At 57.8% G+C, this 15,280-nt stretch carries 9 protein-coding genes and 4 pseudogenes; 6 read left to right on the top strand and 7 right to left on the bottom strand.

Annotation, left to right across the window (positions count from 1 at the left end; all coding sequences use genetic code 11):
* Window positions 1–56 precede the first annotated feature (56 nt).
* On the top strand, window positions 57–278 hold the full coding sequence (locus ACVWW6_RS44145) for a hypothetical protein (RefSeq protein WP_246740518.1): 222 nt from the start codon (window positions 57–59) through the stop codon (window positions 276–278).
* Window positions 279–915: 637 nt separating this feature from the next.
* Here ACVWW6_RS44145 and ACVWW6_RS44140 read toward each other — a convergent pair.
* Together ACVWW6_RS44140 and aepX are read right to left on the bottom strand one after the other, a co-directional pair.
* Window positions 916–1,702, bottom strand: a pseudogene (locus ACVWW6_RS44140) (phosphocholine cytidylyltransferase family protein).
* Between the two features lie 460 nt (window positions 1,703–2,162).
* On the bottom strand, window positions 2,163–3,032 hold the full coding sequence (gene aepX, locus ACVWW6_RS44135) for a phosphoenolpyruvate mutase (RefSeq protein WP_161536977.1): 870 nt from the start codon (window positions 3,030–3,032) through the stop codon (window positions 2,163–2,165).
* 660 nt (window positions 3,033–3,692) lie between these two features.
* Between aepX and ACVWW6_RS44130 the strand changes: the two genes are divergently transcribed.
* Together ACVWW6_RS44130 and ACVWW6_RS44125 are read left to right on the top strand one after the other, a co-directional pair.
* Complete coding sequence (locus ACVWW6_RS44130; RefSeq protein WP_456682985.1) at window positions 3,693–4,256, top strand: type VI secretion system ImpA family N-terminal domain-containing protein; 564 nt, start codon at window positions 3,693–3,695, stop codon at window positions 4,254–4,256.
* Between the two features lie 209 nt (window positions 4,257–4,465).
* A pseudogene (locus ACVWW6_RS44125) lies at window positions 4,466–4,977 on the top strand (transposase); the annotation flags it as partial.
* Window positions 4,978–5,102: 125 nt separating this feature from the next.
* On the opposite strand, the gene ACVWW6_RS44120 reads toward ACVWW6_RS44125, so the two are convergent.
* Together ACVWW6_RS44120 and ACVWW6_RS44115 are read right to left on the bottom strand one after the other, a co-directional pair.
* Window positions 5,103–5,930: a class I SAM-dependent methyltransferase gene (locus tag ACVWW6_RS44120; RefSeq protein ID WP_161533419.1), complete on the bottom strand. Its 828-nt coding sequence runs from the start codon at window positions 5,928–5,930 to the stop codon at window positions 5,103–5,105.
* A gap of 134 nt (window positions 5,931–6,064) precedes the next feature.
* Window positions 6,065–7,372, bottom strand: a complete 1,308-nt coding sequence (locus tag ACVWW6_RS44115) for a coproporphyrinogen-III oxidase family protein (RefSeq protein WP_456682984.1) — start codon at window positions 7,370–7,372, stop codon at window positions 6,065–6,067.
* A gap of 1,035 nt (window positions 7,373–8,407) precedes the next feature.
* Here ACVWW6_RS44115 and ACVWW6_RS44110 point away from each other — a divergent pair.
* Window positions 8,408–9,160 (top strand): IS5 family transposase, encoded by a 753-nt coding sequence (locus tag ACVWW6_RS44110; protein WP_456682983.1) that lies wholly within the window; start codon window positions 8,408–8,410, stop codon window positions 9,158–9,160.
* Window positions 9,161–9,612: 452 nt separating this feature from the next.
* Window positions 9,613–10,782: a glycoside hydrolase family 18 protein gene (locus tag ACVWW6_RS44105; protein WP_456682982.1), complete on the top strand. Its 1,170-nt coding sequence runs from the start codon at window positions 9,613–9,615 to the stop codon at window positions 10,780–10,782.
* Between the two features lie 534 nt (window positions 10,783–11,316).
* Here ACVWW6_RS44105 and ACVWW6_RS44100 read toward each other — a convergent pair.
* The 3 genes and pseudogenes from ACVWW6_RS44100 to ACVWW6_RS44090 form a co-directional block, all read right to left on the bottom strand.
* Window positions 11,317–11,526: a hypothetical protein gene (locus ACVWW6_RS44100; protein WP_456682981.1), complete on the bottom strand. Its 210-nt coding sequence runs from the start codon at window positions 11,524–11,526 to the stop codon at window positions 11,317–11,319.
* Window positions 11,527–13,374: 1,848 nt separating this feature from the next.
* Window positions 13,375–14,143 (bottom strand): annotated as a pseudogene (istB, locus tag ACVWW6_RS44095) (IS21-like element helper ATPase IstB).
* Between the two features lie 38 nt (window positions 14,144–14,181).
* A pseudogene (locus ACVWW6_RS44090) lies at window positions 14,182–14,397 on the bottom strand (IS21 family transposase); the annotation flags it as partial.
* A gap of 208 nt (window positions 14,398–14,605) precedes the next feature.
* On the opposite strand from ACVWW6_RS44090, the gene ACVWW6_RS44085 reads away from it, so the two are divergent.
* The gene (locus ACVWW6_RS44085; protein WP_161533425.1) at window positions 14,606–14,866 is read left to right on the top strand and encodes a hypothetical protein; all 261 of its coding nucleotides are present in this window, start codon (window positions 14,606–14,608) and stop codon (window positions 14,864–14,866) included.
* Window positions 14,867–15,280: the final 414 nt, after the last annotated feature.

Below are 15,280 nucleotides of genomic sequence, written 5' to 3'. Positions count from 1 at the left end.
CGAGGATTTCAGCGGCACCGAGTTCGAACGCCTCGTGTTCGCCTACCACCTTTGCGATGGCTGGACTGACGGGCAGTGACCAAGGGCGTGACATCATCGGCACACGTCCGTTCGACGACCAACCGGACGAGCGCACTGTCATTCAATGCGTCAATCGCGGCAGCCTGACCCACGCGAAGGCGGAGAAGGATATGGCCGCGGCGGTGAACGCAGTAACCGGCAAACCTGACGCCTTCAAGTTCGTTTGCCGCGGCAGTGTCTGCCCGGCGTCGCGATGAGGTTCGCGCGGCGGCCGCGAAACTGGGTGTCCCTAAAGTAGCGATCTGGTCCGGCGCGGAATTCGAGGAGCATCTCCGGCTTCGAGCCGAATTTCTCCCGCGCCGCCTAGTCGAGGGCATTCCGTTTCCCGCCAGCGAAGGCGAGCTGCGCAATTTCGTCGATAAGTTTCAGGACATCGATGACGAGCAAGCCCTCGCTTGTTCGCCCGCGAGTTCGACCGGGCAGCGTTTCGGACGCCATTCCAGCAAGAGACCAATCTACTTTCCAGCAAGCCATCGTCGAAATACACCGACTTCCCTCGCTTCACCACATCCGCGATGTGGGCATCCGCAACGCTCTGGAGCTGACGGCCCGTGAACTGGATCAGCTTCGCCGCCGATTCAAAGCGCTGCTGTCCTCCGGACAAATTAGGCCTTGCGGTTGCGGCAATCCCACTTGCCCAACCTTCACGCTTACGGACGCAGCAACTCGCGAGATGGACCGGGCGCGCGACCGGGTGCTTGCCGCTTTCCGACGGTCGTATCCCTCCTTCAAGGTCGTCCTAGAATGACGTGGCCCCGGCTTCAGGAGCCCATTAAGCTCGCCAACACGCGGCCAGATCGGGGATCTCCACGTAACCGATCTTAGCAATTTTTGTTACGTCGATGGTGGCGGCAATACTGGTCGGGCCGCAAAGATGCTCTCGGCGATCCGCCAATCGGCGGGAGTGTCGATCTCATACCATCTCAGACCATCGCACCGCACTGCCGCAAGCTTCAGGCCGCGTCGATCAATCAGATAAGCGAGCAGTTCTTCAGTATAGGCCCCCATGGCGCCGGAGCCGATGATTTCGTCCAGCGCGGGAACGATCGTGCTCCTGAGGGTCGAAGCCGCAAACCGCAGCAAATTTATCGTCTTGTAGAGGGGAGGGCCGTCAGCGGCGAGGTTTCCTGCAGTTTGTTTCATCCGGAATTCCGAAATCAAGCCACTATCCGACAGTACAACGGCTGATCCTTCCATCAATTCGTTGAACGGAGCTACGGCAGCTGCATCAGGAGCGTCGCTCTTCATCAAATAGCGCAGAACATCCTGCTCGAAAAAGACGTCTCCTTCGAGAATATAGCAGTCGCCAGATAGCAGTATGTCGCGCGCAAGCCAGCGAATAGGCACTTCCGGTACTGTCAAAGGCGGGGGAGTGGAGATACTTGATCTGAAGTGCGCCGAAGCGGTGACCGCATGCGTATTCAATAGCGTCCTTGCGGTAGCCAACGACGATCGCCACCTGTTCCACGCCGGCCGTGTCTAGATTTCGCAAAGCATTATGGAGGATAGTCGTACCGTTGACTTCGACCAAAGGCTTCGGTCGCAGATCCGTTAGCGGATGCAAGCGAGAACCGAGGCCGGCGGCGAGGATGACGGCATTCTTTGGTGCATTGATAGCCATTTCAGTCGCTTTGTCGTCGAGGGATATCTCGTCTTCGTCCCAAACGTCGAGAATTCGACGCGCTATGTCAGGCCGATCGAGCCAAAGACATCAATGGCGTTGGCCCACGCCCCCATGAGCGCTCTTCGTCGGTCCAAGATGTTGCAGGCAGTTGCGGCTGCGGCCCGAGGTCTAGGGAAAGCTTGCAAGGGAGAGGTCCCATTTCAATAAGGACGAAATGTCGTCTGTGTTGGCCGGCTCAGTGCGCTCATAGATCTCAGCAGGTTGTTGCGACGGGTGAGGGGATCGGGACGGGGCACCGCAGGTGCATAGGTCAGCCTGGTAAGAACTTGCGCGCCATGATGAATAACAGGACTGTTGACAAGTACCTCGGCGTAAGGTGAAGCGAAATGCTGTAGCGCAGCAGATGGTTGCATGGCGAGGGTCCTTCGGCAGCTTGTATGCAAATGCGCGAATGAGGCTATTGCCGGGTATCGTCAGAATGCAGATATCGCGCTTCCGCATTGGCGAGTTCATTGTACTTAAGCAATTCGAAGAGCTCATCGAGCGTCGCAATATTGGGCTCAATGCTGCCAGTGGTCTCCTCAGCGAAGATGCGACCGCAGGCCTGCCGCATAGCGGCTATTGCGGCCCGCATGGAGTGGTTGGCCCAGATCACCGTGGAAATGTGGGCCTTGCGATAGGCAGAGACCGGTGTTCGATAGTACTTCGTTGGAACAATCACCACCGGCAACCTGTTCTGCCAGGCGCGCACAAATGCAAGGATCTCGTCGGCAGCGCTCCTTCGCGAGTGAATGAGGATCGCATCGGCTCCAGCGTCGGCGTAAGCGTGAGCGCGAGAAATTGCTTCGTCCATTCCCTGGCCGCCGATCAGCGCTTCTGTGCGGGCCACAAGGACGAAGTCTCCCGCGACTGTATCCTTCACGGCGCGCAAGCGGCTAGAGAATTCATCGATGTCCGCGAGGGGATGCAGATCACCAACGAACGAGTTCATCTTCGGAAAGCAGCTGTCCTCCAGCGCGATCCCGGCAGCGCCACGCTGACGAAGTTTGCGCGCCAGCAGGCGAGCGTTGTTAAAGTTGCCGAAACCACCGTCCCCATCGACCAGAACCGGCAGCTGGCTCGAATCCACGATCCGCTCGACGACGTCGACCAGTTGAGTCCAGGACGCTTCATTGGCGTCGCGGTAGCCCAGAGAGGAGGCTATCGATAGGCCCGATGCCCAGAGGCCCTTGAAACCTGCGCGCTTGGCGATCGCGGCCGACAGACCGTCATGTGCTTCCATGAGAAACGAGAGTTCGCGGCTACAGCAGACCTGAGCGCGTAGCATGTCGACAAGCGAGGAAGCACCGGATTGAGTGAAGCCGTTGGTGAGGACAGATAGTGACTGGTCTTGCATGCTGAGTCCTCGTGCGCTTGGCCGGCCGACGATCGTCATGGAACGTGACATGTGTCTGTCATCTAGATCAATTGCGCAGGTTGGTAGTTGACGCGATCTCAAGCTGTCGGACCCCCCGCTGCAGATGCGCAGGAACTCCGGCTAAGGCCAGACCATCACCGGATCATCAATCGTTTTTGGCGGAAGTAAGCTCCTGCGCTTAGGACGTCTGCCCGCGCGCGCACCGGCTCGGTGTACCAGCATTCCGCGATCCTCGATTGCTCGAGCGCTCGGGTACGAACGAGGAGATGGATGCGTGTCTGAACCGGAGACGCCAGCGGGCTAATGATTGAACCGAGCCAAATGCTCTGATGTCGGCTATGCAACATGCTGTCGCTTTCACGACCCGTCCGATTGGACAAATAGCGTTCAAAAATCAAGCTGAGCGATTGGCACAAGCCTTGATGGAGGCGTGCAAGCAGCAACCCGTGTGCAAGGAGCGGCAGTGGTGGCTTACAAGAGCATTGGATCTAAGTGCAATGTCCGCAACGAGTACGGGGTCGACCGTTCCAGAGATGCAATGTCTGGCAACGCGCGGGTGGTATTGTCCGCATGATCGATTATTGGATACTGGTTCGGGACAACATCGCTGCGCGCTCGCGTTGCGGCGCTGCGCCTTTTCCGGGTCCTGTACCGGCCGGCAACCATATTCGTGAGGCCGTCGAATTCAGATGGATCGAGGCGGAGGTCCGGCGGATGGATTCCGATGGACCAACTGCAGCCGATTGGCGGAAGGTCAGCACGCTGTCGCTCAATATTCTGACGAAGCAATCAAAAGACATTCTGGTTGCCTGTTGGGCAGCCTATGCTTTGTTTCGGGTCGAGGGATATGAGGGTCTTGCCATTGGCCTCAGCATCTTGCGCGGCATGGTCGTGACGCACTGGGAGGGGCTATTTCCACCATTGAGGCAGGAAGGTGCCCGGGTCGGAGCGCTCGATTGGCTCGTTGGTCACCTTGGGCCGGCGGTGTCTAAAAGTGTGCCGACCGCAGCCGACTCTTCGGCGGTCGTCGCCGCCAATGATGCGCTTGATGATCTCGCTCGCCAACTCACTGGGAAATTGGTCAACGGGCAGCTCGTTTTGGAGGGGGCTCCGGGCGCTGCAATCGCATTATGAACGAGCCACTTGCGAGCTGGCCACCGTGACCCAAGCATGAGTCGACCATGAAGAACCTCCCAAGCGGTTGAGCGGGAGTCGACCGTTGGAGCGTAGCGAGGTTTGAGATTGCAAGAGTTTTTGGGTTTGAAGGTCCGAAAGCTTGTAATTTCATTTCTGCGATTCGTCGAATCGCGGGTCGTGATTCCGTGTTCGCATCGGAAAGGACGATGCGACCCAAGGAATTCGGACAGCGGACAGGCCGATCTTCTGCGCTCGCGGCTGGACGCGATCATCGACATAAACCACGCCCTTGTGAAGCTTTCGCGGACGATCGACTGGTCGTTCCTTGAGGAGCGGTTCGGCGCGGTCTACGAGGACAAGCCGGACCGGCCGCCGCTGCCGACGCGGCTGATGGCAGGACTTGCCATCCTCAAGCGCCTGCGACCTCTCCAATGAGGTGTTGTGTGAGTGCGGCTGGAGAAACCCTCCTACCAGTTCTTCTGTGGTGAGGAGTTCTTCCAGCTCCGGCTGATGTTCGATCGCTCTTCCGCTGACGCGCTGGCGCCGGCGCGGGGGCGAGGAGAAGCTGCAAGCGTTGCTGCAGGGGGGCCTCTCGGTCGCCACCAAGACCGAGGCGATCAAGCCGTCCGACCTCAACCGCGTCATGGTCGACACCACGGTGCAGTCCAAGAACGTGATGTTCCCGACCGATGCGCGGCTTCTGAACCGGGCACGCGAAATCATTCGCGGCGTCTTACAGCCAATCTTGGTCTCGGATGTCCCTCGCGACCTTGGTGATGGTGGTGACGTGGTCTGCAACGAATTTCGGGCGGTCATGGCGGCCAATGAGAAAACGTTCGAGCATTACTCATCTCGAATGCTCAAGCGCACCGGAGGCGTGAAGTATCGATATTTGCCGGTAAGCGTTCCATTGACGAACTGAAGGCCGTGATCACCATAGATCATATCCTCACGTACGTAGCCGTCCGTTATGGCCTCTCGATTGTTGCCGCCAACTGTTTTTCGGTCAGTCGTCACTAGATGGCTGGCTGGCGGCGAGCCGAGTATTTCGATTATGGCATCGCGTGGTGTGCCAAGTTTCAATGAATTGAACTGTTTGGAAGGAATTATTCCGGCTTCATTGATGAGCTCGGCTCTCATTCGCGGAAGATCCTCAGATCCAATTGGTCTACGAACCACAACTTTCTCGATGCAGTGTGAATGGATTGGGATGCCAGGGTGCGAGTCCCATTTGATGTAATGATCAGAGCGCAAGATCTCCCAGCCCGCTTCTGTATAGATGGCCTCCAGCTCGCCGCGCCGGAACGATTTCTTGTGACCAGATGCCAAGGACTCCTTCGAAATAGGATGGTCTGGTTGATCGAGCGTGTTCGTGAAGCAATGAAATCCCCCAGGGCGCGTTCGATTTATTAAGGTCGTGACGAGCGGCTTCCAGACTCCCCGTTCGGTGAAATGCAGTACGCAATGCGCTATAAAGACGTCCAGGTAAGCAGGCGGCTGGAAGTCTTCCACACGAGCGACCCCACTCGTTATGTTCACGCCAAGATCACCTGCGAGGCGGTTCAGCTTGGAGATAGCGGTTTCGGAGGTGTCGGTCGCGATCACCTGATGATCAAAATGAGCCAAATAGAGGGCATTGCGGCCTTCCCCGCAACCCAGCTCCACAACCACGCTCTTCGTGCGGAGAGCTGGTGCTATCTCGAAGATTTCGGGACTGGGACCACCCATACACGATACGTTGGGTTCGGCGTAGCCCGAGTCCCACCAGAGTGGTGAATGCTTCGCGCCCCCTTGCATACTGCACCTCACGCTGCCTGATATTGCTCTTCCAGAGCCACTATCGTGCCCGAGTAAAACATCCTCGCCACAATGCTCGAATATGTGAATCCCGAGTGAGTCAGTCGATAAGTATCACCGTCGGCCAGGTCGACGAGCTGCAGACATTCGAGCGCCTTGAGCTCTTCGCTGAAATCGGCGGTCAGTTCGCGTCCGAATACTGAAGCGTAGTTCTTTCTGCTCAGGGCTGACAACGTGAGGCCAAGCAGGACGTAGCGACGCGCGAGATCGTCCGGCGTCAGTTTGATCCCGTGCGATGCTATCGCCTCAGGATCGAAGGAGCGAGCCGAGAAGGCGTTGATGATCGACGAAGCCACACTCGAATCGACTGCATAGTCCGAGCCATAGTGATATTGCCCGAAATAGCTTCTCGCGCCAGCTCCTAATCCTAACAGGGGCGTTCCCTCGAAATCCGAGTTCTCCTGCCGGTAGGCTCGGCCGCCGGCGATCTTGGTGAAACGCGTAAAGGATTCCTGGCGGTAACCTTTGGCTGCCATCAGAGCAACATTCTGGTCGTAGACCTCATACTTTTCCGCATCAGAGAAGAATAATTCGGGGGCGTGCGCCTTCGAGGTCATGATGTTTGTCATCGGACGAACAACAACGGGGTAAAGGGAGACTGTCTGCGGCTCGTAGTCGAGCGCGCGGCCAAGCGAAAAGTTCCAGGAGTCACGGGTTTGACCACGCAGGCCGTAGATCAGATCAAGATTGACGTGGGAAAAACATTCCGTCAGTGCTTTGATTCCGGCTTCTGCAGTCTCGATCGAATATGGTCTACCAGTGTGCGCAAGCTCGCGGGCTACCATGCTTTGGATGCCCATGCTCATTCGGTTGACGCCATGCCCCTTTAGGCATTCCAGAAGGTCGTTGTCGAAACTGCCTGGCGCGCTCTCGACCGTAATCTCACATTTCCGGCTTCGTTTTGGAAATGCAGCGTCGAGGGCGGTAAAAAGATCGCTGAATTGATGTTGGGTCAACAGGGTTGGCGTGCCGCCGCCGAAGTAGATGCTTACAACCTCTCTATCTCCGAAGTATTCTCCATATCGCGCGATGTGCTCTGCCAGCCGAACAACATAAGACTCCCTCGTCGCTGCTGTTTGGCGGGTTGTAAGAAAGAGGGTGCAGTAGGTGCAGCGATAGCGGCAGAACGGGATATGGATATAGATGTTGATTTGCTTGGAACGCCTGGCCTGCTCAACGACTTCAGTTATGCGGAGTGGCTGCGGAAAAGCCCGATAAGCGCGCTTGGAAGGATAACCATAGACGTAGGTCGGCAACTGCTTTTTCGCTATGTTTGTCCGAAGAAAATCCACACAATCCATGACTTAACTCGTTGATTGCCAAAGCCGGTGATTGCCTGAACGCCGTCCTTTGGCCGAACGCCGCCAGTTCATGCTTTGTGATCAACAGTTTCCATGGAAGCTGCCAATCCGCACTCGGTCACGGCGTTTTCATTACTTGTGCTCTACAGGCCTGGCTGTGCGGAGTCCGCCAACGGCTCCTATGAACGGCCAAGACCTGCTTCCCGAAGTGCAGATGCTTCTTCAGCAATTCTGTCACACAGTATGCTGACATCTCAGTCTTCATTAATTGTCTCCCTCTTAGTGAGAGGATCAATCACTAATGCCGGTAGGCAGCTCCCGCCGCCGTGACCCGACGACACTCAAGAGTCGTGCCAAGTGCGTGGGAAGAGGCACCGAAAAGCCGTCCTGCATTTTATTCAACAACTTAACTGCGAGCGCTGCGGCCTTTCGGTCGAACATCATGGGTCGCGGACGTGAGGAACCGGGGAATTGGGAGCGACGAAGTCATGTCGGAACAGCTGCAACCGGAAATGAGTGCTGGTCTTGTCACGGAGCCAGCAATGTTGTTTTGCAGACATCGTTAGCGCGCCGCACGTTTCCGGAGGGGGGCGCTCTGCCCCACGCGTTTGATTAATTCTCGAAGGATTGCTCCTCATGGCCCAGACGCGACTTGCCGGGTTTCTTCGATGCTCAATCCGTGGCATTTCGGGAATGTGCCAATTGCATCGAGGATCGGCTTTGCGAGTCCCGAACACTGAATCGCTGAAAGGGCCGGCTCCGCTTTGAAGCATAATTGCCCTGACTGCGACTGTTCGCGGCGAAACAATTTTGGGCACCGATTTGACAGGTATCGTGGTTGCAGGTGGAGAGCCGCTCGTCTGTCCAGGCGCAGTGAATATCATAGGGCGTCAAAGACGTTGACGGTATGTCAAACAAGCATGGAATCCGGAATGAGACTAGAACCTATCTCAAAATTGAAGATCAGCGTCGATCGGCTATAAAGGAAAGATGATTCGGCTGACGGACGAGCAATGGGAGCGCATCCGGAAACACTTTCCGGAAGAGCACATTGCCGACGGCCGGCCGGGCCGGAAGCCGATTGCGACGCATCAGGTTCTCGAAGCCGCTCTTTGGATTTTGAACACGGGCGCGCAGTGGCACATGCTGCCGCAGTGCTATCCGAACTATAAGACCGTACATCGTCGCTTTCAGAACTGGTGTCGCAATGAAGTGTTGCGACGCGTTCTGACCGATATCGCCAACGAACTTCGCGAGAAAGGCTTGCTCGACGAAGAGGAGTGTTTCATCGACGCGACCTTTGCGATGGCCAAAGGCGGCGGTGCAGAGATCGGCCCAACGAGGCGCGGAAAGGGCTTAAAAATCATGGCGATTGTGGATCGCCACGGTTTGCCGCTTTCAGTGAGCACGCATGCCGCGAACCATCACGAAGTGCGCTTGGTACAGCTCTGCTTCGACTTCTACATGATCGAGGCCAAGCCAGAGAACCTGATCGGCGACCGCGCCCATGACAGCGATGCGCTCGACGATGAACTGCGGTCACAAGGCATCGAGATGATCGCGCCACATCGTTCAAACCGAGTGAGGTCGCTCACCCAGGACGGCCGCAGGCTTCGTCGTTATACTCGGCGTTGGCTGGTCGAACGCTTCTTCGCCTGGATACAGTGGCGGCGGCGCCTGCTGGTCCGCTGGGAGTTCTATCCGCAAAACTTCCCGGCTTCGTCCAGCTCGCTTGCCTGCTGATCCTGTTTCGACAATTTTGAGATAGGTTCTAGTCGATCGCGCGGATTGTCACTGCGCCGTTGCGCGAAGTTCAAGACACGTTTCGAGACCTCGCGATCAGGGTGCGCGCTCGCGCGCTCAACATTGCGCTGGCTAGCGGAAGTCGAGATCCCTTGCGGACGCCCAAATCGTGTGTGGCCGCAAGCCCAATCAGCCTCGAGCCGGGATACAAGCAGACTTGGCGGCGCAATCAAAGTTGAAGCGAGCGCTCGAAATCGGCGGTTAATGGGATCGTATGGCGCGGGATCGGCTCGACAAGTGCGCGGCAGTGAGAAGGCTCATGTCTTGGAGGTGATCGAGTTATCGGTTGGTGTAGGTACAATCTGACAGAGAGAAGGTCGTAAGCCGTGGCAGTTGATCGTCGAACCTTCGCTGTGGGTGGGTTTTCCACGCTCGTGAGTGGATACGCGCTGATGAAGCAGGGGCGGACCGCGCCGGCCTTCAACCCCGTGGTCGTCGGCTATGTCGCCCCGTGGAAGGCCCGGGCGGGCGGTCCAAGCATCAAGACAATCCCGGCTCGCGAGCTGACCCACCTGATATACGCATTCGGCGCCGTTTCTGCGGAAGGATCCGCTGAACTTGCGGATCGTTGCCTCGACACAGGAGCCTGCGACGGAACCTCACGGTCGGGCCCGGTCGGCGGCAATTTCGCCCAACTTGCCGAACTGAAGCGGCGCAATCCGAAGCTTCGGATCCTGATTGCATTGGGCGGATGGAGCGGATCGAAATATTTCTCGGCCGCCGCTGCCACGCCGATTTCGCGCGCGCGGTTCGCGCAATCGGTCATCGAGGCGTTCTTTCGGCCGTATCCCGGTCTGTTCGATGGTGTGGACGTCGATTGGGAGTTTCCCGTTTCGGGAGGGCCTCCAGGAAATCTCGCGCGCCTCGAGGACCGTACGAATTTCACGCTCCTGATCGCGGAACTCCGCCGAAAGCTCGATAAGCTTTCCGCATCGGAGCGCAGGGAGCTGGAGCTCACCATTGCCGTGTCGGCCGCGCCCGACAAAATCGTCAATCTACAGGCAGCCGCTCTCGCCCGGCTGGTCGACCGGTTTCATCTGATGGCCTACGATTATCACGCGGGCTCGGCCCTTGCTGCCTTCAATGCCCCGCTGTTCGCCTGCGCCGGCGATCCAAATCCCGATCTCAATGTCGATGCGAGTGTGAAGGCCTTGATCCGGGCCGGCGTGCCGCCGGCCAAGGTGACGCTCGGGGTCGCCTTCTATGGCCGAGCGGTTGCGGACGTTCCGCCCGAGAACGGCGGGCTCTTTCAAAAGGGGGCGACAGCAAGCGAGGAGTGGGGAGGGAGTGACGGCGTCGATTATCGCGATCTCGTTGCCCGGCAACCGGAAGAGCAGGGCTTTCGCCGGTATTGGAGCGACGAAGCCCAGGTGCCGTGGTTCTATGACGCCGAACGGCGAATATGGATCAGCTACGACGATCCGCTTTCCATTGCGCGCAAGGCGATGTACGCGCGCGCCCATGCACTCGCCGGGATCATGATTTGGGACCTGTTTGCTGACGACGGTTCACTGCTCGCAGTACTCCGCACCGGCACCTTTCCTTCGCAAAAGTCCGAATAGGGGTGTGGTTAGCGCGCCGCGCTTAAGCGCGTCATCGGCGCGCCTCAAGCCAGCCGCGAACTGGGCGGTGCTGGGGAATCAGAGCCACGTCCGATTGAAAGCGGCTCCTGTCGCCAAAAAAAGGCGGCCGGCAGCATCGTTCCAAAGGCATGCCAACGAAAATGCGTGTTTTCTTCCGTGACGCGGCTCCTAATTTGAGGGACTGGCTCGCCTCCAAAGCCTCTTCTGTATTGAGGCTTCTCTAGCGGGGAAGGTGATCTTGGCTACCAAGCACACCAAACCCTGGCAGTGAAGTCGGACAGTCTGAATTGTTTGGTGCTCTTCTCCCTCAAAACGAAGGCGGTTGATGAACGTTAAGAGCCGGGGCGCGCCGAATCTCGGAGCTTGAAGGGTCTAACGAGCTGGCGACACCGTTTGGCGTGATGGGGAAAGACTGAATCCCAGGTTGATGCTCATGAGTACGTGCATGAACCCAGAGCCTCTTGATTGGGCATCTTGAGGCATGTTTCATGTCACCTGCCAGTTGGCGTGGCCTCAGGTTCGATGAAGCGAGCTTGATAATTTCCGAATGCGCCAATCTTCTGCGTCGTACGTTTCCACCGGCAACTGCAATCTTTTGGCCCGTTCGTCGCGGTTCTTCTTTCGAAACTCCCGCTCGCTGCGCTCGAACTTGGCTAGTTCGTCATTCGCGGCTCGCATGAACTCAGCGTGCGAGGCGCTGGCGCTTTGGATACGGTCGGACATATTCATCTCCGGACAATTTGGTCAGAAACGTAAACCGAAATGCCGCGAATGACCCCAACCTTACACCATCTTGAGAACACTGCGAAATAGTAACGAATTGGGTGAAATAACTGCGAACAATGTGAGCGCCACGGCCTATGAACACGACGCATCAACAGCTTAGCGGCTCTTGCCGTGCAACATAGTGGCATGATGCTCGAAGGCCATGTGGCCGAACTGAACGAACACCGAGGCTCTTTCCCATTTTCGCAGCGTCGGGGCACGATTGCTACCGTTGCGGCGCCACAGCAAACGAACAGCCGGTCGGATCGGAGAGATCGGAAAGCGATAAGCCCGGCATTGACGGTCGCGGGACGAACGGCATCGAGGGCATCATCTCGCGGGCAGACCTGGTGATACTCTCTAGCCTGCTAGGGGGGCTGTCGCCGGCCTGAACTGGTATGACAACGAATGTGAAATTGGCCGCAAGCAAAGCAAAGATTGTGAAAACTATTCGCAGTGAAAGCGCCCGCGGCGCCCCTTTTGGGTTCGGATGAAATATCAACCAGCAGATGCGTGCAATAGATGGTGCGCCTAAAGTATAGACCGTCGACGCGCTAAAAGATGTTGAATGCGGGGCAAGGGCACAGCTGCATCACTTTAGGACTGATGGTGGTCCGCATTATGGAAGCACCTATGTTTGATACCATCACAGAAGGAGGCCGCGGGTGAGCCCGGAACGACCGGACCATTGTCCCAGCTCGGTTGAAGCAACTCCAACAGCGGCTCGCCGCCACCAGATGCGGCGGAAGAACGAACGGCAGCAGCTCCACTTAAGAACCGGACCCGGTGGTCCTCAGCAAAGGGTCCACTTCACTGCAGGCCGCGCGAACATTACGTCGCATGTCAAAGTCATAGCATTCTCGTCGCAAACGCGACGCCTATTTGTTGTTGATGAGGCTCCACAGCACAGCGCAGCTGCACGTGCCGACCGGCAGACAGAGCCGAGTCACCGAACCAGGCAAGACAAATAGATCGCAAAAACGAAAAGCGGGCGCGATGGCAGGCTCAATCACCTTTCCTGGTTTGCTACGCTCAACTAAACTACACAACAGTGAGTGAACTCGAGGCCGGTCGTGATGTCCGCCGCCCTCCATGGCGACGCGCAGAACTTGCTCGGAGTGGAGGGCCGAAGCGAGCGCATTCCATTTATCGAACAGCTTTTTTCTTGGCGTAGTTGGCACGGTCTTTGATAGCTGCTCCTCACACAGAAAAGGAGACAACGATGAAGACCGATATGTCAGCCTATGGCGTAACCGAACTAACTCCTCAAGAGGCATCGGCAACTTCGGGAGGCTGGTTTTGAGCGATTGTGGAAGTGTTGGCGGGCCTAGCAGCATCCATCGCCGCTGGCGGCCTCTTGCCTAAATCTTGAAGCCAAAAAAGAGAATGTGGTCCTAGCTGTCGCGGGATGCTGCCGCAGCTGTGCGTTTTGAACCGCAACTCTAGGAAGCGGTCTTGGTCGCATGGAGTTAGAGCCCATCCGATCGAGCGCACCTATAGCGGCAGCTTTGACTGCCAAGCTGGAGGCTGAGCGGGGCGCGCTCACTGACAGATGCAGATAGTCGGACAGCTGTCAATCAGGCCGCTGAACGAGGCAGAATGGGGGGCTTGGGTTCTCACTTCACAGTTGCCGCAACTCTTGAGTCCCTTTTTGCGCGGCCGTAGGGCCGGTCGATCCGGCATCACTGAAAGGACTCAAAAATGACGACCGATGTGTCAGCCTATGGTGTAACCGAACTATCTCCTGAAGAATCATTTGTGACTTCGGGAGGGTTTTGGTAGCGCGACAATCTGGCTGGGAAGCCGTCAATCAACGAGTGTTTTTGAGGTCGCGTGCGACGGTGGCCGACCTGGGCCGCGTTTTCGCTCGAGCGCGGTGCGCCTTCGTCGACGTTCATTTCGATGATGGTGGCGTGGTGAACGAGGCGATCGATGGCGGCGAGCGTCATGGCGGGATGCGGGAAGACCCTATTCCATTCGCCGAAGGACTGATTGGCGGTGATCAGCATCGAACGCCGTTCGTAGCGTGCGCTGATGAGTTCGAACAGCACGCTTGTCTCGGCCTGATCCTTGGTGACGTAGGCGAGGTCATCGAGGATCAGGAGGTCGAAGCGATCGAGGCGATTGATGGCGGCCTCGAGGTTGAGCTCGCGCCGCGCCACCTGGAGCTTCTGCACGAGATCGGTGGTGCGGGTGAACAGGATCCGCCAACCGTTCTCGATGAGAGCCAAGCCGATCGCTGTCGCCACGTGGCTCTAGCCACCGCCAGGGCGGCCCGAACAGCAGCAAATTGGCGCCCTTGCCGACCCAGCCGTCGCCAGCGGCAAGCGCGGTCACCTGCGCTTTGGAAATCATCGGCACGGCCTCGAAGTCGAAGCTATCGAAGGTCTTTTCCGGCCGGCAGCCTTGCCTCGACGAGATGGAGCTCGATGCGACGGCGGCCGCGTTCGGCGATCGCGTGCTCGGCGACGACGGCGAGGAAGCGGGCCGCCGGCCAGCCTTCCTTGTCGGACTGTTCGCCGAATTGTGGCCACAGCACCTTGATGGCGGGCAGCCGCAGCTCGTTGAGCAACAGATTGAGGGGCGCGGTGTCGACGGTGTTGGCCGTGTTCGTGCGGCATCTCCGATCTGGCTGGCGCCGATGAGAAACTCATAGCTGGCGAGCGGGGCGAGCTGCACGATGACCTGCGGCACGCAGGCAGGATCGGGCGCGAAGTGGGCGCGCAGCCGGTTGAGGTCGGGGGCGAGCCGACCGGCGACTTCGGCCTCGCAGCCGCGCTCGTGCGCCAGCGCAAGCAGATCGACCATGAGCCGGCAGGCTTCCCTGTCGGCTTCGAGGAACTCCTTGGACAGGGCATAGTGCATTGAGGCGCGAAATTAACAATGGTGTAGCAGTTTCGCCCGATCCGCATCCCGGTGATGCTCGCTGCCTTCTTCGCGCATGTCGTGTTTCCAACTGCTCGATTAGTCGTGTTCGCAACGCGATGTTCAAGCGGCCCGCTGCACATTCCCTGTCAAGACTCCGAATGACGTGCAAATGCTCGTTTTTGCTGCTCTGCGCGCGGTTGGCCCGAGGCTTGCGTTCCTGCGGTATCGTCGGCAGCAGTTGCTGACCGGCAACGATGTGAAAGGAGAAAACATGGAAAGCGATATGTCAGCCTATGGCGTGAACGAATTGACCCTTGAAGAAGCATGTGCGGCTTCGGGAGGTCACGATGTGATGCCGCCCCACTGCCACCCCATCCTCGGCAAACGCAGTGATTGTAACATCCCAGTCTGCCCGGAGCTCAATAACTAAACGCAAACATTTTGGCGAGCCGGCGAGCGGTACGCGATACCGCTCGCTTGTCCCGCTTCAGTCCGAGAAATTATAGACGTAGTGCTTCGCCAAGATTAAGAAAACGCCTCTGTCTCGGCGGCGCTAAGGTTTCGCAGGTGTGCGGCGAGGCTCTCAGTTGATCGGGTGAATGAGTGCAAAACGGCTTTTCTCGGTCTTTTCGGCGTAATCGCGAGTCTCTTCATTCTATCTCGTCTAGCAGCCGAAGAACGTTGCCGAGGCAGTCGAAGAAAGTTGCTGACGTTGCCGCTGGGCTGCGACTTCAGAAGGTGGGTTCTCGGATTACCGCCCATGCAGCTGCAACGGCGAACATGGTTGCAAGGACTGCTGCAAAAGGCGTCGGTGGTTGGGTTCGGGTCCGAGGATTCGCGCCTA

This window comes from Bradyrhizobium sp. USDA 3311, from assembly GCF_054062495.1.
The sequence above is the reverse complement of the archived record's forward strand: the minus strand, read 5'-3'. Positions and strand labels throughout refer to the sequence as shown.